The organism is Halomicrobium sp. HArcht1-1 (genome assembly GCF_058933285.1).
Genome location: NZ_JBZYDL010000001.1, coordinates 1827174 through 1845577, shown reverse-complemented (window position 1 = coordinate 1845577; position 18404 = coordinate 1827174). Strand labels below are relative to the sequence as shown.

20 protein-coding genes and 1 pseudogene are annotated in these 18404 nt (G+C 66.4%); 12 read left to right on the top strand and 9 right to left on the bottom strand.

Annotation, left to right across the window (positions count from 1 at the left end):
* Positions 1 to 102: 102 nt before the first annotated feature.
* Positions 103 to 1113 carry a mechanosensitive ion channel family protein gene (locus AC5FRZ_RS09670; protein WP_493564471.1) on the bottom strand — a complete coding sequence of 337 codons (1011 nt, stop codon included), beginning with the start codon at positions 1111 to 1113 and terminating at the stop codon, positions 103 to 105.
* A 143-nt stretch (positions 1114 to 1256) separates the two neighbouring features.
* Between AC5FRZ_RS09670 and AC5FRZ_RS09665 the strand changes: the two genes are divergently transcribed.
* Positions 1257 to 1454 carry a DUF8106 domain-containing protein gene (locus AC5FRZ_RS09665; RefSeq protein ID WP_153553608.1) on the top strand — a complete coding sequence of 66 codons (198 nt, stop codon included), beginning with the start codon at positions 1257 to 1259 and terminating at the stop codon, positions 1452 to 1454.
* A 196-nt stretch (positions 1455 to 1650) separates the two neighbouring features.
* Here the strand turns inward: AC5FRZ_RS09665 and AC5FRZ_RS09660 are convergent, their stop codons facing one another.
* Entirely contained in the window at positions 1651 to 2517 is an 867-nt protein-coding gene (locus AC5FRZ_RS09660; RefSeq protein ID WP_493564470.1) for an eIF2B alpha/beta/delta subunit family protein, read from the bottom strand.
* A gap of 83 nt (positions 2518 to 2600) precedes the next feature.
* Between AC5FRZ_RS09660 and AC5FRZ_RS09655 the strand changes: the two genes are divergently transcribed.
* The gene (locus AC5FRZ_RS09655) at positions 2601 to 3038 is read left to right on the top strand and encodes a type IV pilin (protein WP_493564469.1); all 438 of its coding nucleotides are present in this window, start codon (positions 2601 to 2603) and stop codon (positions 3036 to 3038) included.
* Between the two features lie 19 nt (positions 3039 to 3057).
* Here the strand turns inward: AC5FRZ_RS09655 and AC5FRZ_RS09650 are convergent.
* Positions 3058 to 4152, bottom strand: a pseudogene (locus AC5FRZ_RS09650) (DoxX family protein).
* A gap of 119 nt (positions 4153 to 4271) precedes the next feature.
* Between AC5FRZ_RS09650 and AC5FRZ_RS09645 the strand changes: the two are divergent.
* The 3 genes from AC5FRZ_RS09645 to AC5FRZ_RS09635 are packed head-to-tail and all read left to right on the top strand — an operon-like array spanning position 4272 to position 6886.
* Positions 4272 to 4751 carry a GNAT family N-acetyltransferase gene (locus tag AC5FRZ_RS09645; protein ID WP_170094498.1) on the top strand — a complete coding sequence of 160 codons (480 nt, stop codon included), beginning with the start codon at positions 4272 to 4274 and terminating at the stop codon, positions 4749 to 4751.
* 57 nt (positions 4752 to 4808) lie between these two features.
* Positions 4809 to 5987 (top strand): DNA primase small subunit PriS, encoded by a 1179-nt coding sequence (gene priS, locus AC5FRZ_RS09640; protein ID WP_493564468.1) that lies wholly within the window; start codon positions 4809 to 4811, stop codon positions 5985 to 5987.
* Positions 5984 to 6886, top strand: a complete 903-nt coding sequence (locus AC5FRZ_RS09635; RefSeq protein ID WP_170094496.1) for a DNA replication complex GINS family protein — start codon at positions 5984 to 5986, stop codon at positions 6884 to 6886. The genes priS and AC5FRZ_RS09635 overlap by 4 nt, the downstream gene beginning before the upstream one ends.
* A gap of 115 nt (positions 6887 to 7001) precedes the next feature.
* Here AC5FRZ_RS09635 and AC5FRZ_RS09630 read toward each other — a convergent pair whose 3' ends face one another.
* On the bottom strand, positions 7002 to 8063 hold the full coding sequence (locus AC5FRZ_RS09630) for a S1C family serine protease (RefSeq protein ID WP_493564467.1): 1062 nt from the start codon (positions 8061 to 8063) through the stop codon (positions 7002 to 7004).
* A gap of 156 nt (positions 8064 to 8219) precedes the next feature.
* Here AC5FRZ_RS09630 and AC5FRZ_RS09625 point away from each other — a divergent pair, with 156 nt between their 5' ends.
* Both AC5FRZ_RS09625 and AC5FRZ_RS09620 read left to right on the top strand, forming a co-directional pair.
* On the top strand, positions 8220 to 8474 hold the full coding sequence (locus AC5FRZ_RS09625) for a hypothetical protein (protein ID WP_170094494.1): 255 nt from the start codon (positions 8220 to 8222) through the stop codon (positions 8472 to 8474).
* Between the two features lie 67 nt (positions 8475 to 8541).
* The gene (locus tag AC5FRZ_RS09620; RefSeq protein ID WP_153553599.1) at positions 8542 to 9165 is read left to right on the top strand and encodes an METTL5 family protein; all 624 of its coding nucleotides are present in this window, start codon (positions 8542 to 8544) and stop codon (positions 9163 to 9165) included.
* Positions 9166 to 9173: 8 nt separating this feature from the next.
* Here the strand turns inward: AC5FRZ_RS09620 and AC5FRZ_RS09615 are convergent, their stop codons facing one another.
* Entirely contained in the window at positions 9174 to 10856 is a 1683-nt protein-coding gene (locus AC5FRZ_RS09615; protein WP_493564466.1) for a rhomboid family intramembrane serine protease, read from the bottom strand.
* A gap of 136 nt (positions 10857 to 10992) precedes the next feature.
* Between AC5FRZ_RS09615 and AC5FRZ_RS09610 the strand changes: the two genes are divergently transcribed.
* Together AC5FRZ_RS09610 and AC5FRZ_RS09605 are read left to right on the top strand one after the other, a co-directional pair.
* Positions 10993 to 11349 (top strand): winged helix-turn-helix transcriptional regulator, encoded by a 357-nt coding sequence (locus AC5FRZ_RS09610; RefSeq protein WP_170094492.1) that lies wholly within the window; start codon positions 10993 to 10995, stop codon positions 11347 to 11349.
* Positions 11350 to 11468: 119 nt separating this feature from the next.
* Entirely contained in the window at positions 11469 to 11798 is a 330-nt protein-coding gene (locus AC5FRZ_RS09605; RefSeq protein WP_372478840.1) for a DUF5789 family protein, read from the top strand.
* On the opposite strand, the gene aglJ is transcribed toward AC5FRZ_RS09605, so the two are convergent.
* The 4 genes from aglJ to AC5FRZ_RS09585 form a co-directional block, all read right to left on the bottom strand.
* On the bottom strand, positions 11795 to 12826 hold the full coding sequence (gene aglJ / locus AC5FRZ_RS09600; protein WP_493564465.1) for an S-layer glycoprotein N-glycosyltransferase AglJ: 1032 nt from the start codon (positions 12824 to 12826) through the stop codon (positions 11795 to 11797). The genes AC5FRZ_RS09605 and aglJ overlap by 4 nt on opposite strands.
* Positions 12827 to 12869: 43 nt before the next feature.
* Positions 12870 to 14420: an ATP-binding protein gene (locus AC5FRZ_RS09595; protein ID WP_493564464.1), complete on the bottom strand. Its 1551-nt coding sequence runs from the start codon at positions 14418 to 14420 to the stop codon at positions 12870 to 12872.
* Between the two features lie 125 nt (positions 14421 to 14545).
* Positions 14546 to 15592 (bottom strand): diphthamide biosynthesis enzyme Dph2, encoded by a 1047-nt coding sequence (dph2, locus tag AC5FRZ_RS09590; protein WP_170094489.1) that lies wholly within the window; start codon positions 15590 to 15592, stop codon positions 14546 to 14548.
* Positions 15593 to 15744: 152 nt separating this feature from the next.
* Complete coding sequence (locus tag AC5FRZ_RS09585) at positions 15745 to 15879, bottom strand: hypothetical protein (RefSeq protein WP_015763443.1); 135 nt, start codon at positions 15877 to 15879, stop codon at positions 15745 to 15747.
* An 88-nt stretch (positions 15880 to 15967) separates the two neighbouring features.
* Here AC5FRZ_RS09585 and AC5FRZ_RS09580 point away from each other — a divergent pair, with 88 nt between their 5' ends.
* The 3 genes from AC5FRZ_RS09580 (at position 15968) to AC5FRZ_RS09570 (ending at position 18366) form a co-directional block, all read left to right on the top strand.
* A complete protein-coding gene (locus tag AC5FRZ_RS09580) occupies positions 15968 to 16366 on the top strand; it encodes a YlbF/YmcA family competence regulator (RefSeq protein ID WP_153553592.1) in 399 nt (132 codons plus the stop codon).
* Positions 16367 to 16808: 442 nt separating this feature from the next.
* Complete coding sequence (locus AC5FRZ_RS09575; protein WP_170094488.1) at positions 16809 to 17480, top strand: flagellin; 672 nt, start codon at positions 16809 to 16811, stop codon at positions 17478 to 17480.
* Between the two features lie 52 nt (positions 17481 to 17532).
* A complete protein-coding gene (locus tag AC5FRZ_RS09570) occupies positions 17533 to 18366 on the top strand; it encodes an MBL fold metallo-hydrolase (protein ID WP_493564463.1) in 834 nt (277 codons plus the stop codon).
* The last annotated feature ends 38 nt before the right edge of the window (positions 18367 to 18404 follow it).

The following is an 18404-nucleotide window of genomic DNA, read 5'->3' as shown; positions in this document are numbered from 1 at the left end:
TGACAAATATAAACCGACACCGCACTTCCTGTCGCCGAGGAACGAGCGCGAATGTATTCGGCCTGCCTTTTTAACGACTTCTCGTGTGGATCGTCGTCGCCGTCACGGTGGGCCGTCGCGGTCGGGGTCGGGTGACGGGGCGTCGGGCGCTCCCTCCTCCATCGCGACCCGCATCTGGCCGCTGGTGTCGTCGAAGTGCAGATGCGAGTGGGGGTAGGCGATCTCCACGTCGGCGTCTTCCAGCGCGGCCCAGACGTTCGTCTGGACCTTCGAGCGGGTCGCGAGCAGCTTGTAGGGCTCTTTGACCCAGTATCGGAGCGTGAGCTGGACGCCGTGGTCGGCGAAGCTGTTGATGTAACACGTCGGCGGGGCGGGGTATCTGGCCGCGCCGACGCGGATGTCGGGCCCGCCCTCGATGACGGCGTCGACGTTTCGAGCCGACCGTTCGACGATCCGCCTGGCCTCGTCGAGGTCGCCCTCGTAGGTCACCGTAATGTCGAGTCGCAGGCGCGTTCGAGGGTCCTCTGCGGAGTAGTTGACCACGTCTCGCTCCCGGATCGTCCCGTTCGGGATGACGATGAACGTGTTGTCGAGTGTGAATATCTTCGTGTATCGGAGCGTGATGTCCTCGACGAAGCCCCGCGTATCGGTGTCGGAGAGTTCGATCATGTCGCCGATCTCGTAGGGCTGGTCCGCGAGCAGGAAGACGCCGCTGACGATCGAACCGACGACCGGTGCGATCACCACACCGACCACGGCAGAGAACACGGCGACCGACAGCGAGATGTCGCTCAGCTTGAGCCCGTAGATGCGGAGGATCGACAGGAGAGCGATCAAGAACACCGCGCCCCGGATTCCCCTGATCGCGGTCCGAGTCAGACTCGGGCGCTGGAACCGCCGCGCGATGCGTCGACCGAACACGAGTACGACGAGCCGTGACGCGAAGTACGCCACCACGAGGACCACGACCACCGCACCCAGATCCAGTATCCAGTCGGGCACGCCCGGAAACATCTCGTAGGGCACCGGCGATTCGAGCGTCCCGGTCGGCGACGCTGTCGGCGTCGGCGTCGCCGTCCCGCTCTGGGCCCCCGAGACACCACCGGTCGTCATGCTCGTCCAATCCGCGTCTCCGGATAAAAGGGTTGCGTAGCGCCCGACCACGACAGTCGTTATCGCGCCACGATACCGTACTACAGGAACAATTAAACAATTAGCCGACAGGTATTTGACCGTCCACCAGCTAGCCACAGTCGATGACCAGTATCGATTCACGCTGCACTGCAGCGAGTGCAGAGGCACCGCCACCGACGACCGGTCGCCGGAAGTCGTTGCTCTTCTGTCCGACCTGCGAGTTCGAGAGTTCCGCCGACGAGAAGTGGATCGTCCACGCCACAGCCGACGAGCGCGAACTCGTCTGTCCCGACTGCCGTTCGACGGTCGCGACGCGGTAGTCCGCCTCGTTTCGCCGGGCGTCTCGTACTGCCGGCTGTCCGTCTGTAACGAATGTTGCGACCCTGCGGTCGCGAAGATCTTCACGAAGTTACAGCCGGCAGTATGAAACCGGAGTTCACTGACTGCCACCGGCGACCGTGACCGATCTCGCCGCCCCGAGTGGTGACGCCCTCGGCGAACAGACGGCCGCCGGTCTCACTCGTCGTATTCTACGACGCGTTCGTCCGTGACGACGCTGTCGAGGAGACGCGTCGGCGTCGCGTCGTAGGCCGGGTTCTCGATCGAGAACCCTTCCGCCGGCTCTCGCATCACCTCCGAGACCGAACGGAACTCGTTTTCGAACGCGAAGCCGCCGTCGATCAGCTTCGACTCCGATCCGACGACGGTCACCGGAACGCCCTGATCGGCGGCGGCCGCCGCGATCGGGTACGTCCCGACGCGGTTGTACAGCGTGTCGTCGACGATGCAGTCCATGCCCACGAGCACGCGGTCACACTCCGAGAGATAGTGGCCGGCGGCGCTGTCGACGATCAGACGCACGTCGACGCCGTCGATCCCCGCCATCGATCGAGCCAGCTTGCGACCGAGATACCGGGGGCGTGCCTCCGTGACGTACACCGTCATGTCGACTTCTCCGTCGGCGGTCTCGATCGCACGCTCGATACTCTCGATCACGGTCGAGGAGTAGTCGTGCGTGAGGATCGTCGCAGTCGGATCGAGGCGGTCGCCACACCGCTTTGCGGCCCGTTCTTTGCCGGCCTCGACCTGCTCGACGACGGCCTGAATCGCGGCGTCGGTCTCGGCTTTGGCGTCCGCGACGCTGTCGAGGGCCGCCCCGGAGACGCGTTCGACGATCGCCCGCTGGGTCGTGTGCAACGACGCGTGCGACGGGTTCGCGCGTCGAAGTGCGCTGCTGTTTCGCTCCAGCGCCCGGACGTACTCCTCGGTGGTCGGGAACTCGCGGTCGGCGAGCGCCGACAGCGCTCTCGCCGCTTTCACGGCGACGACGGAGGAGCTGTGGGTCTGCATCTCGGAAATCTCCTCGACGGTCTCGTCGATCATGCTCGTGGCTCGGACCCCCGCCACCAAGGGCTTTCCCCATCGCCGAATCATATTTAACTGCGGACACGCACCATCCACTGGCTATGGTGTCGATCGGGTCGTCCCTGGACGAGCGAGCGATCTCGGAGAGCACGAGCGTCGCGATTCTGGTCGGCATCACCGTCGTCGTGACCGCCTCGGTCGGACTGAACGTCCTCATCGTAGACAGCCAAGAGACCGGCCCGCCGTCGGCGAACTTCACCTACGATCACATCGAGCAGAGCAACACGCTCATCGTGACCCACGACCGCGGCGACGAACTCGAAGCCGGGAAGATCCACTTCGTCGGTGCCGACCAGGACACGACCTGGGCGGCAGCGGCGGGGACGAACGAGACGACGACCGTCGGTCCGGGCGACATCGTCCAGCTCAGCGAGAACAACGCCTTCGGCACGCCGGTCACCTCCTCGACGGAGATCGAGGTGCAGTACGTCTACGAGGGCAACCGGACCACGCTCGACGAGTGGCCGTCGGAGCAATGACTCTCTCCCGGACCCAACGCTAATCCGTCGCCGACACCGCGTCCGCGTCGCCCGCTGGCTCCTCGCCGAGCAGTCGGTCCAGCGACAGCGGGCCGCTCCCGAGCGTCACCAGTGCCGACGCCATCCCGAACAGCGTGACGTGTGCCAGCACGGGATCGTCCGGCAGGCCGAACAGCGTCGCCGTAAAGAGCAGGAAGGCGACCCCGGCGCTGGCCCGCGTCAGCAGGCCGACGATCAGCGCGAGCCCGACGGCGGCTTCCAGCACGCCAGCACCCAGCACCCAGAGGCCGGGATCGACCGGGACGACGGCCGTGAGGTCGTACTTCTCGACTACCGCGAGCGACCGCGCCGGGTCGCCGAGTTTCTGCGTGACGCCGAGGAAGACGAAGGAGACGCCCAGCCCGACCCGAAGCACCGTCGGGACGTACCGGCGGTAGGGGGCCGTCACCTCGTCGAGCCAGACTTTCAGCAGGTGGAACCGGTCGATGCGCCCGTAGATCGATCCCTCCGTCGAGGCGATGTCCAGCAGGATGTCGTCGGCGCTGGGGCGGCCGCCGCCGAGGACGAACAGCGCGACGAAGCCGGGGACGTACTCCAATGCCAGCAGCGCGTCGGGACTGATGGCCAGTGCCAGCACGTACAGTCCCATCCCGAGGACGGTCATGATTCGCGTGCCGAGGCCGAAGAGCAGTCAGAACCCGATACCGATCAGTACGACACGCACGAGCGGATTCGCGGCGGGATCGAACGACACCGTCGGTGCGAACAGGTACCCCTGAAAGCCCGCACCGACGAGGGGCAGCCCCAGGCTCAAGCGCAACATCCACGGGATCAGGTCCTCGTAGGTCGCGAGCTTGGCGCGGAGAATCTCGATATCGACGACACGCGGACGGTAGCGCAGGTACAGCGCCAGCCCGACGACCCCGATCGCACCGCTACCGACGAACAGCGCTGCGTTGATCGGGTCCGCGAGTGTCTCGCGAACGAACGCGATCGCGTCGATCGTATCACCGGTCGGATCGGTCACGTAGTCGACGTGCGCGGCGGCCGGTCGAGCGATGGCTGCGAGCGCGACCAGCGCGAGTGCCACACGGGGGACCTTCGAGAACGTCATACACACTGTTAGGGCCGGCGACGCCTAACCTTGACCCCGACAGTCTGGCCGAGTCCTGTGGTCCCGGTGTCAAAAACCCGACCGGTAAAATTATACTTTCCTGGGGGCTATTGGGGACAGTGAGCGTCAACGTCGAATCGCGGATCGTCGATCGCGGGAACGACGATCACGTCGATGCCGCCTGGGAGCTCAAAGAGCGGATCCGGGAGCGTGACGGCGTCCTCAGACAGCGACACGGGTTCTTCAGCGACGCCTACCGCCGATCTCGGGTCTACCTCTACGTCGACGGCTCCCGAAACCGCCTCATCGGCTTCGCGGCCGTCCGCAGTGACGGCTACATCCTCTTTCTGGCCGTCGACGAGGAGTACCGCGGCCACGGGTTCGGCAAGCGACTCATCGCCCGCGTCTCGGAGGACTACGGGAGCGTCACCTGTCACGCGCGTGCGACCAATCAGGCGGCGATCTCGTTCTACGAACACCTCGGGTTCGAGCGCCGACGCGAGATCGACAACTACTACGAGGACGGCGGTGACGCCTACTACCTCAAGCTCGGCGACGCTTCGATCCGCGAGAAGCTCTCGAATCTCCTGCGTGGCTGACACCACCGGCGGACCGAACGCAATGCCTTTGATGGCCGTCTGCAAAGACGTGTTCAGATGGAAGAGCGGACGCAGGCGTACCTTCGGGGACGCTTCGGCGACCACTATCGCCGCAGCGAGTTCACGCCGCCGCCGGACGCCAACGAGCGCGAGTGGGGGTTCATCCCCTGGACCGACGGGCCGGGCGAGACGATGGTCCGACACCGCTCGCTGCTGGATCTGGGCGAGCTGGGAGAGTTCCTCCAGCGCAAGCGGCCCAAGCACGTCTACTTCTCGGCGGGCCGGTATCGCGACCCCAGCGCCTCCTCGATGAGCGCCAAGGAGTGGCGGTCGTCCGATCTGGTGTTCGACCTCGACGCCGATCACCTGCCCGCCGTCGAACTCGGCGAAGACAGCTACGCACAGATGCTCGCAAAGTGCAAGGAAGCGTTGCTCCGACTGCTCGACTTCCTGGAGAACGACTTCGGCTTCGAGGACCTGACCGTCGTCTTCTCCGGCGGCCGGGGGTACCACGTCCACGTCCGTGACGCTGGCATCCAGCAGCTCGAACGGGACGCGCGCCGCGAGATCGTCGATTACGTTCGCGGGATCGGGCTGGAGTTCGAACAGCTCGTCGACGAGGAGGCCGTGGCCGGAACGGCGGGGCGGTCCTCGCCGGCCCAGAAGCGGACGCTCTCGACCGAAGGCGGGTGGAGTCGCCGGGCTCACCGCCACGTGATGAGCGTCGTCGACGACCTGCTGGAACGCGACGAGGAGGCGGCGATCGAGCGCCTCAGAGAGTACGAGGGGATCGGCGAGGGGAAGGCGACGGCGGCACTCAGCGCGGCCCGCCAGAACTACGACCAGCTCGCGGCCGGCAACATCGACGTGCATCCGGCCTTCTTCCAGATCGCCAAGCCGCTGATGACCGAGATCGTCGCGATGGACAACGCGCCGATCGACGAGCCGGTGACGACGGACACGAACCGCCTGATCCGCCTGCCCGGCAGCCTCCACGGCGGCAGCGGTCTCGAAGTACAGCGTATCGAGCGCGACGCCATCGACGGCTTCGATCCGCTGGTCGACGCCGTCCCGGAGACCTTCCGCGGCCACGACATCACGATCGAAGTCACTGACGGCGGCCCGGTCGAACTCGGTGGCGACAGCTTTACATTGGAACCGGGCATTGGAACCTACCCAGAGCACGTGGGCGTCTTCGCGATGGCCCGCGGCCGTGCCGAGAAAGGCCCAGAATGAATCTCGACGAACTCCAGTCAGTCCAGTCCCGCGAGCGCCAGACCGACAGCCTCCAGCAGCTGCGGGAGTCGTTCTACGCCGACGCGGGGGAGTTCATCCAGCAGCTCCGCGAGGAGCGCGACAGCGTGGCCGACCGGGCCGACGATCCCTTCGACGCCCCGGAGGTCAACCGCCTGACCGACGACATCAACACCGCGGAGTCGACGGTCGAAGCGATCTACGAGCGCCGCGTCGGCAAGATCGTCAAGATGGCGTCGCTGGCCGCCGCCGACATGCCGGCCGAAGAAGAGGGGCTGACCCGCGAGGAACGGGACCTCTTCGAGACGCTGGTCAGCGCCATCGAGAGCAACCGCGATCACGTCCTCGACGTGCTCGCTGGCGACGTGACGCCCGACGCAGTCGAGGACGCGGGAGTCGACGAGAGCCCCACAGACGAGGTGTCGTCCGAGCCCGACGACGCCGGGGCGGAACCGGAACCCGAGCCGCCCACCGATCCCCCGTCGAGCGACGAGCCGACGACGATCGAAGCGGCCGACCTGATGGGCAGCGACGAGAGCGTCGACCTGCCGCCCGACGCGCCGCCGGACGGACCGCCAGAAGGCGGAGCCAGCCGGGACGACCCCCTGGCCGGCGAGCAGTCGCCGGCCTCCGACGGCGGTACGGTACCGTCGCCCCCGTCCGACGACGCGGGGCCGACCGCGCCGGACGCGCCCGACACCGGCGACGAGCCGGCGACGCCGACGATCGAGCGCGCGACGGTCCGGATCACGGACGAAGTCGGCGAGATCTTCGGGATCGATCAGCGCGAGTACGACCTCTCGACCGACGACGTGGTCACGCTCCCCGAGCAAAACGCCGCGCCGCTGGTCGATCGGGACGCCGCCGAACGCCTCGACTGAGACGGATTCCTGTCGCCGTTTGCCTCGACTGAGACGGGTTCTTATCGCCGTTCGCCAGGCCGACCGTACGCAGTCGTGGAGTCGATTCGGGAACGATCGACGAGAATCCGTACGACTATATATCTGGTCGCTCGCCCAGCGTGAGATCGACCGTCTCTCGGGACCCTTCACGGAGTACGTCGACGGCGATCGTGTCCCCCGGCGTCGTCTCCAGTGCGAGAAACGAGGAGAGGTGTTGGCGGGACGGGGTCGGGGTCTCGTCCATCGCCACGACCACGTCGCCGCCGACGCCGACTCTGACGCCGTTGACGACGTCTTCGCCGTCCGACGGCTCCAGGACGCCCTCGGCGGGTCCGTCCGTGACGACCTCGTCGATGTAGACGCCTTCGGCCGTCTGGAGGTCGTTGGCCTCGACGATCGGCGGCGTCAGATCGGTCAGCCGGACGCCGAGGTACGAGTGGTCGTAGGCCCCGGCGTCGATCAGCGACGGGACGACCCTGCGGGTGAGGGCCGCCGAGATCGCGAAGCCGATGTTGTCGCCCCCGCCGGAGTTGATGACGCCGACGACCGTCCCGTCGAGCGTGACCAGCGGGCCGCCGCTGTTGCCCGGATTGACCGCCGCATCTGTCTGGACGGCGTCGGGGATCGAGAAGCCGTTCGCCGCCGGGAGCGTCCGGTCGACGCCGCTGACGATCCCGGCCGAGACGGAGCCCGAGAGCCCGAAGGGGTTGCCGATGGCGACCACCTCCGTTCCGACGCCCGGGTCGGCCTCGACGAAGGGCAGCGGCGTGGCACTCGCCGGTTTGTCCGTGACCTCGATGACGGCCAGATCGCTGTAGGCGTCGACGGCGACGACGGCGGACTCGATCCAGCCCGACTCGCGGTAGCGGACGTAGATCTCGTCGGCGTCGCCGACGACGTGTTCGTTGGTCACGAGGTAGTCGTCGCTGTAGACGAACGCACTCCCCTGCCCGCCGCGACTGTTCTCGGTGTACGTACGGACCGTCGCGACGGAGTCGACCACCTGCTCGTAGACGGCGTTGTAGCCGTCGCTGGCCGCTTGCCCTTCGGCACCGGCGGCCGTGTCCAGTGTGGGTGCCTGACAGCCCGCGACGCCGGCACCGACGGCCGCCGCCATCGAACCCAACACGCCACGACGCGTCTGCTGATCGTCCATGGGCGTACTATCGGCGGCGGTCGAATAAACCCACGGCCAGACGACGTTTCACGCTCTGGCCGATGGAGACAACGGCCGACCGGAGCCGCCGCGAGTCCCAGACCTGTCGACGAAACGGACACAAGCTTGAGGTAGCGGTTTACCGTACCCGTAGCCATGTCTGAATCAGGCGGCGAACTCTCGTCGGTCCCGCATCCACCGTTCCTGTTTGCCGGGCTCCGCTGTGCACTGGAGATGGTGCTCGTCGCGTCGCTGATACTGCTCCTGGGATTGCCGGCTCGGAATCCCGTCGCGCTCGCGGTCGTGATCCTGCTTGCGTTTGCCGCCATGATGGTCGTCCTGTTCTGGTGTCTCAACCAACAGATGGACCGCTGGATCAAACACGCGCGAGGCAAGCCGACGGTGCAATGACGGGATCGCGCCGGGACCATCCGACCAGTCACTAACCTTTTGAACGTCTCCCCAGTAGTAGCCGGCAATGTCGACCAAGCGAGCGCTGGCCCAGCAACTCGGCGTGGTGGCGGGATTCGACGATCCGCGAGCCCCGCTCGAACAGTATCGGACGCCGCCGGAGCTTGCGGCCCACCTGATCCACCTCGCCGACCTCCGGGGAGACATCGAGGATCGCACGATCGTCGACCTGGGCTGTGGGACCGGGATGCTGACGCTGGGCGCGGCGCTGCGCGGCCCCGAGCGAACCGTCGGGCTCGACGTCGATCCGGCACCGCTACGGACCGCTCGGGACAACGAGCGGAAGGTCGCGTCGGCCACGTCGGTCTCCTGGGTCCGGGGCGACGCCGAGAACGCGCCACTGCGCCCGGATCGGGACGGGACGACGGTCGTGATGAACCCGCCGTTCGGTGCCCAGTCGGGCAACGAACACGCCGACCGGGCGTTCCTGGAGACGACGGCCGCGATCGCGGACGTTTCGTACTCCATCCACAACGAGGGCAGCCAGGAGTTCGTCGGCTCGTTCGCGGCCGACAACGGCGGCACCGTCACCGACTCCTACCAGACGGAGTTCGAGATCCCGCGCCAGTTCGACCACCACGAGGACGAGTCGCGAGCCGTCACCGCAGAAGTGTACCGGATCGAGTGGTAGTCGCCGTTCTACGCCGCCTCGCGGGTCGCGATCGTGACGCGCGTCCCCTCGCCGCTCGCGAACACCTGTGAGCCGTTGCGCCGGAAGGTGAGCCCTCCAGCGGCGGTCGTCCGGTTCCGGCCGGGCACCGACGCGGTGGCGAGCGTACGGCCCTCTCTGGACACCGCGAAGGCGAACCCCTCGTCGGTCGGGACCAGCGTGACGTTCCGGCCGGCGACGACCGGGTCGGCTCGGCGCGACTCGCTCGTGTAGCCGAGCGTCCGCTCGTCGCCGGCCGGCCTGAGGTACACCTTGTAGACGCTGTCGTTGCCGGCCGGTCGCCAGCCCGTGCGGTTGACGTGGACGTTCCGTCGCCAGCCGACGCCGCCGACGTCGACGGTCGCGAAACCGCGGTTCTGGAGCTGGGATTCGAGGACGACCGTCTGCCAGACGTGGCGTCGCTGGCTCGTGACGACGACGCCGCTGGTGTTGATCGCCGTCGGATCGTCGACGAACGGCAGGGAGACGCTCCGCACGTAGCCGTCGGGCACGTCCTCGCCGTAGCTGACGGTGTAGTCCCGGACTTCGACCGTCGGCTGTGGGGCCGGCGAGTCGCCGATCGGCGCGACGTTGTACGGGATCGCCGCGCCGCTCAGCCCGACCAAGAGGACGACGACGACGGCCAGTCCGACCGTGTGGACTCCCGCCGTCGATTCGGGGAGTCGGCGCTCGACGATCCAGTCCAGCCGCGAGCCGGCCCGCTCGTCGGCATCCCAGGTGCCCACGACGACGACGGCCGTCAGCACGAAGACGACCGCCGCGCCGAGCCACCGAAACAGGACGAAGCGGCCGTTTCCTTCCGGGACGTACAGCGCCCACAGTCCCTGAAACTCCGCGAACACGAGGAGCCCGAACCACAGCCGCGTCGGGTCGGGCCAGCGGTCCCGGTAGTACAGCAGTCCGAACCCGAGCAAGATGCCGGCGAAGATTCCGATAGCGTGGCCCTGGATCGCGATGCTGGCCCACCACGGTGTGATGACGCGGGGACGCGGGACGGCGACGACGCGCGGAGTCTGGACCGCGACGACGAGGAATCCGAGGACCTGATCGGCCAGCAGGGCAAGCAGTGCCATCAGCGGGCGCTGGACGAGTGCGAAGCCCGCGATGGCGAAGACGACCCCAGAGAACCCGACGACGGGTCCCAGTGCGAACAGCGACGTGAACAGCCCGACGACGAGCGCCCCAGCGGGGACGATCAGGATTCGGACGAACGGGTTCGTCAGCGCCGATCCGAACGAGTGAGCGCCTCGCTTTCGGGGGTAGTGGCCCCAGGCGTACTCGGCGACGGAGCCGAAAGCCGCCGTCGCCACGAGGTTGCCCGTCACGTGGCCGAGACTGGAATGTGTGAACGCGGCCGTCACCATGCCCAGCGGATAGCGATACGACCACGATCGGAACGGGATCACCAGCGGATCTCTGGGGTCTTCGATGCCACCCTGGACGAACAGATAGACGAGCGCGACCGCGCCGATCGTGAGCACGGTGCCCCACGGAACGCCGAGCAGCAGACGCCGACGGAGCGCGCCGAGTCGCCGAGCCGTGCGATCGCTGGCGACGAGTGCGACCCCCAGCGAGACCACGGCGGCGAGGAGGACGGTCAGCGTCCTGAGGGGCAGCCACGACGGAACCGCATCCATCGGGCCCGGTAGCATGTCCCGACCATGGGAGGGCTGTGGCTTATCGTTGGCGGCGACCGGTAGCAATCAGAAATCGGGTATCACTCTGTTACCTGGTTCGGAACCGAACCTATATATCTCGCTGGCGACAACGGAAGCGTGAGAGCCAACGATGTCATCCACGTTTTCCCCGGAGCCAGACGAGACCTGCCAGGTCGTCGAATCGTTCGACCTGATCGGATCGAAGTGGCGGCTGGCGGTGCTGTACGAACTGCTCGACGGCGAACAACGGTTCAACGAACTCAAGCGAGAGACCGGCACCAGTTCCCGCACCCTCTCGCGGGTCCTCGACGACCTGCAGGACCGTTCCTTCGTCGACCGGCGCGTCGAGGAGGCCGCGCCGGTCGCGACCTACTACACGCTGACCGAGAAGGGCGAGGCGCTCGCGCCGGTGTTCGACGAGATCGGCGACTGGGCCGACGAGTGGCTCGACGACGCCGTCGCGACGCCGGAGATCGAGACGCAGTGAGACGGATTCTCGTCGCGGTTTCTCGGTGACTGTCTCCCTCGTGGCGACGATAAACCGTGTGACACGAGAGCGGCCCGACAGCGTAGCTTTTTCCACCTGCAAGTACCACTGTTGACTCGATGGGAGTCCGGCCACCGGCTGACGACGACGGCGACGAACCGGACGCGATCGAGTTCGGTATCGCCGCGCTCGACGGAACACTGAGCGACGCCGATATCGAGTATCCGACCGACAAACAGACGCTCCGGGCCGAGATCGGGCACCGCGATGTTCCCTTCGACGCCACGGGCCACTCGATCACGGTCGCGGAGGCGCTCGAACAGGTCCCGAAGACGACCTTCGAGAACGAGCAGGAACTGCTCAACACCCTCCATCCGGTGTTCGAGGCCCGACGCGAAGCCACGAGCAACAGTCTCCTCTCGCAGCTTCGGGCGCTGGTCCCCTTCTAGGGGCGGCCGGTCGAACTGGCCCGCTCCCCGTCGGATTCTCCTTCCGCGCTCGGCTCCGCGTCGTCGGCTACGTCGGCGGCGGTCGACTCGTCGCCGACCTGGCGTGCGATCTCGCTCAGCCGCCGGGTCTGTTCGCGGTTCAGCGCGACGATCATGTCCGAGAGCACGCCGAACATGAGCAACTGGATGCCAAAGAGTAGCCCCGAGGCGGCGACGAGCGCGATCACCTCGTGGGAGACGCCGACGACGAACCACTCGTAGGCGACGTAGATCGCCAGCACCACCCCGGACAGTGCGCTCACCACGCCGACGCTCCCGAAGTAGAACAGGGGATTGTTCGTCTTTGCCATCCGGTACAGCGTCAGAATGATCACCGCACCGTCGCTGAACGGGTCCAGATTCGTCTCCGAGTCGTCCGGACGAGTCTGGTAGGTGATCGGCACGACCGTCGTCGAAACCCTCTGTTTGACGCACTCGACGGCCATCTCCGTCTCGATCCCGAACCCGTCGGCGGTCAGGTCGAACTGCCTGACCGACTCCAGCGTGAACGCGCGGTAGCCCGAGAGGATGTCCGTCAGATCCCGGCCGTGGATCACCGAGAACGCCGTGTTGATGATCCCGTTGCCGATCTGGTTCAGTCGGGTCATCGCACCGGGCTCCATGTCTGCAAAGCGGTTCCCGATGACGTGCTCTGCGCGCCCGTCGAACAGCGGCTCCAGCAGTCGGTCGGCCTCGTCGGGCCGGTAGGTGGCGTCGCCGTCGAGCATGAGGACGTAGGGCTGTTCGACGTAGCGGTCGAGCGCTTCACGGACGGCCTGGCCCTTTCCGGACCCCTCGCCGGTGCCGGATTGTTCGACGACTCTCGCACCGGCCTCGGCGGCGAGTTCGCGCGTGCCGTCGTCGGAACCGCCGTCGATCACGAGTACGTGTTCGAACCCCTGTCCGACGAACGAGGCGACGACGTCGCCGATCGTCGCCGCCTCGTTGTACGTCGGGACGAGAACGCACACGTCGTCTCGGTCGGCCATTGTTGGCCTGTCCAGCGCGTGGACTCAAATATATACTGGTGAGCTATTCGGCACGGGGCAACTCGATCACGACGGCGGTCCCACCTCGGTCGCTCTCTTCGATCCAGACCGAGCCGCCGTAGGAGTCGACCATCACGTCCACGAAGTACAGCCCGAACCCGGTGCCACTCGACCCGTTTCGCCGGGCACCGCGTTCGAACACCGACGGTCGCCGTTCGGGCGGGATTCCAGGGCCGTCGTCCGCGATGCGGACCTGCACCGTCTCCGCGCTCTCGGTCGCGGTCACCTCGATCGACGGCGACGATTCGGTGTGCTCGACGGCGTTGAGAAGGACGTTGGCGAACACGTCGTCGAGGAGGTCGTCGCCAGCGACGGTCACGGCCGGCACGTCGATCGACACCGAGCAGTGCTGGTCCGCGCTCGTCGGCCGAGTCGCCGCCGCTTCGAGCATCGCTCGCAGATCGACCGGCTCCGGGTCTGTCATGCCGTCTTCGGACAGCGTCGACAGCACCGAGCGGACCTTCTGGGTCAGCTCGACGATGTCGTCGCTCCACTCCAGGATCGTCTGTGCGTGGTCGTTGAGCTCCCCGTCGAGCTCGGATTCGAGCCGCTCGGCCCGCGCCCGGACGACGTTCATCCCGTTGAGAATGTCGTGTCGGAGGATCCCGTTGAAGAAGTCCATCTGTTCTTTCCCGTTTTTCAGGTCGGTGATGTCGAGCCCCTCCGCGACGATCTCCGAGACGGTTCCGTCGTCGTACACCGGCCGGACCGTGACGGCCGTCTTGATGCGAGTGCCGTCGGCCCCGACGTGTGTTCCCTCGAACTCGACGGTCTCGCCGCCCTCGGCTCGCTCGATCGCGTCGCGACACTGCGCCCGCTGTTCCTCGTCGTGGTTCCACCAGGGCGTCTCCGGGAAGGGGTGGCCACGAACGTCGTCGATGTCGACCCCGGCGAAAGAGAGCGCCGTCTCGTTGGCACGGAGCAGCGTTCCGTCCGGGTCGAGGATCCCCACGAAGACGTTCGGCGAGTTGAACGTCGCTTCGAGGAGTCGCTCGTTGCGGTCCCGCAGCGACGCGATCTGCTCGCGTTCCAGTTCCGACTCGATCCACTGCCGAAGCGTGTCGAGGAGCACCTCCTGCCAGGGATCCAGTGTCGATCTCGTGTTCGACGCGTCGCCGAAGCAAAGCGTCCCGTAAGTCTCGCTGTCGACCTCGATCGGAACGCCGACGTACGTCTCCAGGCCCCACCTGTCGTAGGCCGGATCGTCCGGCGCGCTCTCACGTACGTCGAGAATCGTGTACAGACCGCCGTCTGATAGCGTGTGTCGGCAGTACGTCTCGGCGAGTGGCGACGTGTCGCCGACGGCGTCGGCCGCGTTTTCGCCGGCCGCGACGGCGATCTCGTACTCGTCGCCGGTGACCGCCGAGAGGTATCCGCTCGGGTACCCGAGGTGCTGGCAGCCGACTTCGAGGACGCGCTCGATGCGCTCTCCGACGGCTCCGTCCCCGTCGGCCATCGCCGACGTGAGGTCCTGTAGCGCTTCGAGGTGACGCGTCGACGCGTCGGCTGTCTCGTCACCGCCCTCGGGGTCCATGCCAGCTAGTGGGCACGACACCGCTTCAATCCTCTGGCGGCCGAGACCTCGCCACCACAGCCGTCACTGTCGTGCGAGGACTCGTGGCAAAAAGCCGCGACGATCGTCGCGGACGGCCGACGGCGTCACCAGGTGCCGTGGAAGGTGTCGAAGGCGAGTTCCTCCAGATCCTCCTCGCCGATGGCGATGCGGTACTCCTGGGGCGTCAGCATCGGCTTCTTGAACTGCGGGCCGTCGTCGGTCGTGATCCGCGGACACCCCGTGTTGACGTAGGCGTCCATCCCGAAGTTCGTCAGGCGGTCCGGCGTCACCTCGTCCATCGTGATGAGGTAGGCGTCGTCGTTGTTCTCGACGATCTCGGTCGCCTGGTCCCAGCGACCCTGTCCGATCTTCGTACAGAAGATGACGCCCCATCGCTCGGCGTCCATCGCCTTGTGGACCGAGGCGTACCGCTGTTTCATGAACTTCTCCGTGTCGGCGACGTGGACGGCGTTGTTGACCGGGTCGGCGATGACGACCTTCTTGTCGGGGTGTTCCATCGCCAGCCCGAGCGGGTGGAACTTTCCACCGCCGACGTAGAGGATCTGGTCGGCGTCGACCTCGGCGCTGGCGTAGTTGCACCCGAGCACCTGTCCCTCGTGGGTCAGTCGCTCGTCGCCCTTGCGGGTGTGGACCTCGTAGTCGCGTTCTTCGAGCCAGCTGCGCATCTCGTCGAACTTGTTCATGTGCTGGGCCGTCGTCACGAGCCCGACTTCGGGGTCCTCGTCGGGAGCGGGAAGCTCCGATTCGAGGGCCTGCTCCATGATCGGGAACACGTCGACGTTCGAGAACAGCGGCACGTAGATGATCTTGTCCGACTCCTTCATCGGGGAGTGGCCGAAGTGAACGAACACGTCGGTCCGGCGCATCAGATACGTGTCCAGGTCACAGGCCCCGTAACAGGGCTGGCCCGAGATCATCACCTGCGTGTCGTCTGGGAGTTCGTCCCGGAGGTCGTCGGCGACGGCCGGTCCGCGGCGCTTCAGCCCTTCCGGGAACTGGAGTCCGACGGTCTCTGCGTCGCGGTCGGCGACCTCCTCGACGATGCGGTCGAGTTCGTAGTCCCACTCGCGGTCGTGCTTGAGAGCGAGCCCAGTCGCCCGGAGGTCCCCCTCGCTGCGGTCCTGACTCATTGGACCGGGATAGCGCCTCGGCGCGTATAACAAGCGCGCTTCCAGACGGTGTCGCCGGCCGTGCGGACACTGTCTCCGCTGTGGCCGACCCGCTGTTCGTCGCGGAGCTACTCGTGGTGGCGAGACGTGCGATAGACCGACAGCCGGCAGTATCAGGACTCGTCGAGGAGAAGCTCCTGTGTAGCGTCGTCGACCGACGCCAGTCGATCTGCGATCCGGTCACCGAACGCGACGAATCCGAAGGCCAGAACGGCGAGCATCGCGCCACCGACGAGTGTCAATGCCATACACTGACTTGCCGCTCTACCCTGAAAAGCCTGCTCCCCCGGTGGCGGTTCGGCAACTCTTTAGGCGGCCAGCACCAAGGGTGGAGAGATGAGTATCGAGTCCGAGACCTCCGATCCGGCCGTCGACAGCCACGTCGAAGAGATCGCCGCCGAGTTCGGCGACGCGATCACACAGCTACCCGTGTACCAGCGCTTCGCCGAAGCCAAAGCGGCCGTCGAGAACGACGAACAGGCCCAGGAGAAGATCGAGGAGTTCGAGTCCATCCGCGAGGAGTTCATGCTCGCACGCCAGACGGGACAGGCCGACCAGGAAGCGCTCAGAGAGCTCCAGGCCGCACAGGAGGAACTCCACGACCTGCCGGTCATGAGCGAGTACCTCGAACTGCAAAGCGAACTCGAATTGCGCCTCCAGGAACTCAACGAAGTCGTCTCCGAGCAGCTCGTCGTCGACTTCGGCGAGAAGGCCGGCGGCTGCTGCGAGGACTGACCCGACTGGCCGCCGGTTCGGGGTGTCGCCGCCCCGGACGGTGCCACTCCTGACGGACAGCCCGGCACCGGACGGGATGGGAACCGGCTCCACGCCGCGGCTCGCGGTCACTTCTCGTCGCCGCTTTCTTCCCGGAGTGACGACGCCGACCGACGGCCGGCGAGTAGCGCGTCGACGGGCCGCCAGTATCGTCGGCTGGACCTCCGGTGTCGTCGTCCGGAGTCCGCCGCCATTCGAGCTATCAGTGTCTGAAATGAGTCGCGAAATCCGCTGCCGTCGGCGTTCGTCGAAGCCATCTGGATTAGCTACTTCCAGCGTCGATGGTGGATTCGAGGCCTCTGAAACCCGCTACAGTTCCCGAATACAGAACCTGATAATTCGGCGCGTAGTCTTATTACCGAGTAGTGGCCACCGTTAGACAAGCGGAGCGAGTACTATTCAGATGCAACAGAGTGGGCAACGTGAGCGAGCGAGTGACCGCGGTCAGGTCGGGATCGGGACGCTGATCGTGTTCATCGCGATGGTCCTCGTCGCGGCGATCGCGGCGGGCGTACTGATCAACACCGCGGGCTTTCTCCAGACGAACGCAGAACAGAGCGGCCAACAGAGCAGCCAGCAGGTGACCAACCGCCTCCAGGTCGTCGACATCGCCGGCACTGACATCGTGAAAGACGGCGAGGGCTTCGAGGTGACGACGGTCGACGTGACCGTCAAGCGAGCGCCGGGCTCGGGCAACGTGGACCTGTCGACGACGACTGCCCAGTGGGTCTCGTCGGGCGGCAGCTACAACGTCCTCAGCTACACGGCGGCCGAGGGATCGGGCGGATCGAGCGGTGACGCCGGATTCATCACGTCGACGCTGCAGGACGACGACGGCTCGATCTCGAACAGCAACGCCCTCAACGACCAGGCCGACCGGGCGATCATCAGGTTCCAGACCGACTCGGTTCCCAGCAGCGAAGAGGAAGACGACCTGAACGGGAAGCTCGTCAGCGGCGACCTCACCGAGGGATCGTCCGCCGAGATCAGGCTGACCACCCAGGCCGGCGGCGAGACCACCGCCACGGTCGTCGTGCCCGAGTCCCTCTCGGGCAAGTCCGCCGTCTCGCTCTAGGCCGTCGCCCGCTTCCGCAAGGACTTAGCGGCCGCTCGCGACACGTGCAACCATGACTGTCGACTCCGACTGGGGCGACTGGCTCGTTCGCGCGGTCGAAGACGCGGATCCCGACGGACTCGCGATCTGGTATCTGGGCTGTAACGGCTTCGTGCTCAAGTCCAGCGGCGGCGCGGTCGTCTACGTCGATCCGTATCTCGGTATCGGCGATCCGCCGCGGACGGTCCGGATGATCCCGATCCCGTTCGATCCCGACGACGTGCGCGAGGCGGACGCGGTCCTCGCGACCCACGAACACACGGACCACACGCACGGCCCGAGCCAGGCACCGATCCTCGCCGGGACGGGAGCCACGTTCTACGGCACCGACGCGAGCCACGACGTGGTCTCGGACGAAAACTGGACCGAAGCGTGGGACGTCGACGACGACCAGCTCCGCGAGATCGGTGAAGGGGACACCTTCGAGGTCGGTGACCTCACGGTCCACGTCGAACCCGCCAACGACCCCGACGCCGACCACCCCGTCTCGTACGTCTTCGAACACGACGCTGGAACCTTCTTCCACGGCGGCGACGCGCGGCCCGGCGCGTTCGAGCCGGTCGGCGAGTCCTACGACATCGACGTGGGGGTCCTCGCGTTCGGCACCGTCGGGATGATCCCCGACAAGGAGACCCGCGAACCCGAACGCACGAAGTGGTACAACGACGAGAACATGATCGTCGAAGCCGCGAACGAACTCCAGCTTGAGACGCTCGTCCCGACCCACTGGGACATGTGGAAGGGCATGACGACGGAGCCGACGGTGCTGCACAACCACGTCAACAGCTTCCCCGCTCCGGCGACCCTCGACATCGTCGAGATCGGCGACCGGATCGACCTGGGATAAATTGCCAGCTCACAGAAGTAATAAGCCAGGCAATACGT

Excerpts from the sequence above, each read along its gene's own strand:
- AC5FRZ_RS09670 (WP_493564471.1), bottom strand. The coding sequence starts at position 1,113 with ATGACGACCGGTGGTGTCTCGGGGGCCCAGAGCGGGACGGCGACGCCG.
- AC5FRZ_RS09665 (WP_153553608.1), top strand. The coding sequence starts at position 1,257 with ATGACCAGTATCGATTCACGCTGCACTGCAGCGAGTGCAGAGGCACCG.
- AC5FRZ_RS09660 (WP_493564470.1), bottom strand. The coding sequence starts at position 2,517 with ATGATCGACGAGACCGTCGAGGAGATTTCCGAGATGCAGACCCACAGC.
- AC5FRZ_RS09655 (WP_493564469.1), top strand. The coding sequence starts at position 2,601 with ATGGTGTCGATCGGGTCGTCCCTGGACGAGCGAGCGATCTCGGAGAGC.
- priS (WP_493564468.1), top strand. The coding sequence starts at position 4,809 with ATGGAAGAGCGGACGCAGGCGTACCTTCGGGGACGCTTCGGCGACCAC.
- AC5FRZ_RS09635 (WP_170094496.1), top strand. The coding sequence starts at position 5,984 with ATGAATCTCGACGAACTCCAGTCAGTCCAGTCCCGCGAGCGCCAGACC.
- AC5FRZ_RS09630 (WP_493564467.1), bottom strand. The coding sequence starts at position 8,063 with ATGGACGATCAGCAGACGCGTCGTGGCGTGTTGGGTTCGATGGCGGCG.
- AC5FRZ_RS09625 (WP_170094494.1), top strand. The coding sequence starts at position 8,220 with ATGTCTGAATCAGGCGGCGAACTCTCGTCGGTCCCGCATCCACCGTTC.
- AC5FRZ_RS09620 (WP_153553599.1), top strand. The coding sequence starts at position 8,542 with ATGTCGACCAAGCGAGCGCTGGCCCAGCAACTCGGCGTGGTGGCGGGA.
- AC5FRZ_RS09615 (WP_493564466.1), bottom strand. The coding sequence starts at position 10,856 with ATGCTACCGGGCCCGATGGATGCGGTTCCGTCGTGGCTGCCCCTCAGG.
- AC5FRZ_RS09610 (WP_170094492.1), top strand. The coding sequence starts at position 10,993 with ATGTCATCCACGTTTTCCCCGGAGCCAGACGAGACCTGCCAGGTCGTC.
- AC5FRZ_RS09605 (WP_372478840.1), top strand. The coding sequence starts at position 11,469 with ATGGGAGTCCGGCCACCGGCTGACGACGACGGCGACGAACCGGACGCG.
- aglJ (WP_493564465.1), bottom strand. The coding sequence starts at position 12,826 with ATGGCCGACCGAGACGACGTGTGCGTTCTCGTCCCGACGTACAACGAG.
- AC5FRZ_RS09595 (WP_493564464.1), bottom strand. The coding sequence starts at position 14,420 with ATGGACCCCGAGGGCGGTGACGAGACAGCCGACGCGTCGACGCGTCAC.
- dph2 (WP_170094489.1), bottom strand. The coding sequence starts at position 15,592 with ATGAGTCAGGACCGCAGCGAGGGGGACCTCCGGGCGACTGGGCTCGCT.
- AC5FRZ_RS09585 (WP_015763443.1), bottom strand. The coding sequence starts at position 15,879 with ATGGCATTGACACTCGTCGGTGGCGCGATGCTCGCCGTTCTGGCCTTC.
- AC5FRZ_RS09580 (WP_153553592.1), top strand. The coding sequence starts at position 15,968 with ATGAGTATCGAGTCCGAGACCTCCGATCCGGCCGTCGACAGCCACGTC.
- AC5FRZ_RS09575 (WP_170094488.1), top strand. The coding sequence starts at position 16,809 with ATGCAACAGAGTGGGCAACGTGAGCGAGCGAGTGACCGCGGTCAGGTC.
- AC5FRZ_RS09570 (WP_493564463.1), top strand. The coding sequence starts at position 17,533 with ATGACTGTCGACTCCGACTGGGGCGACTGGCTCGTTCGCGCGGTCGAA.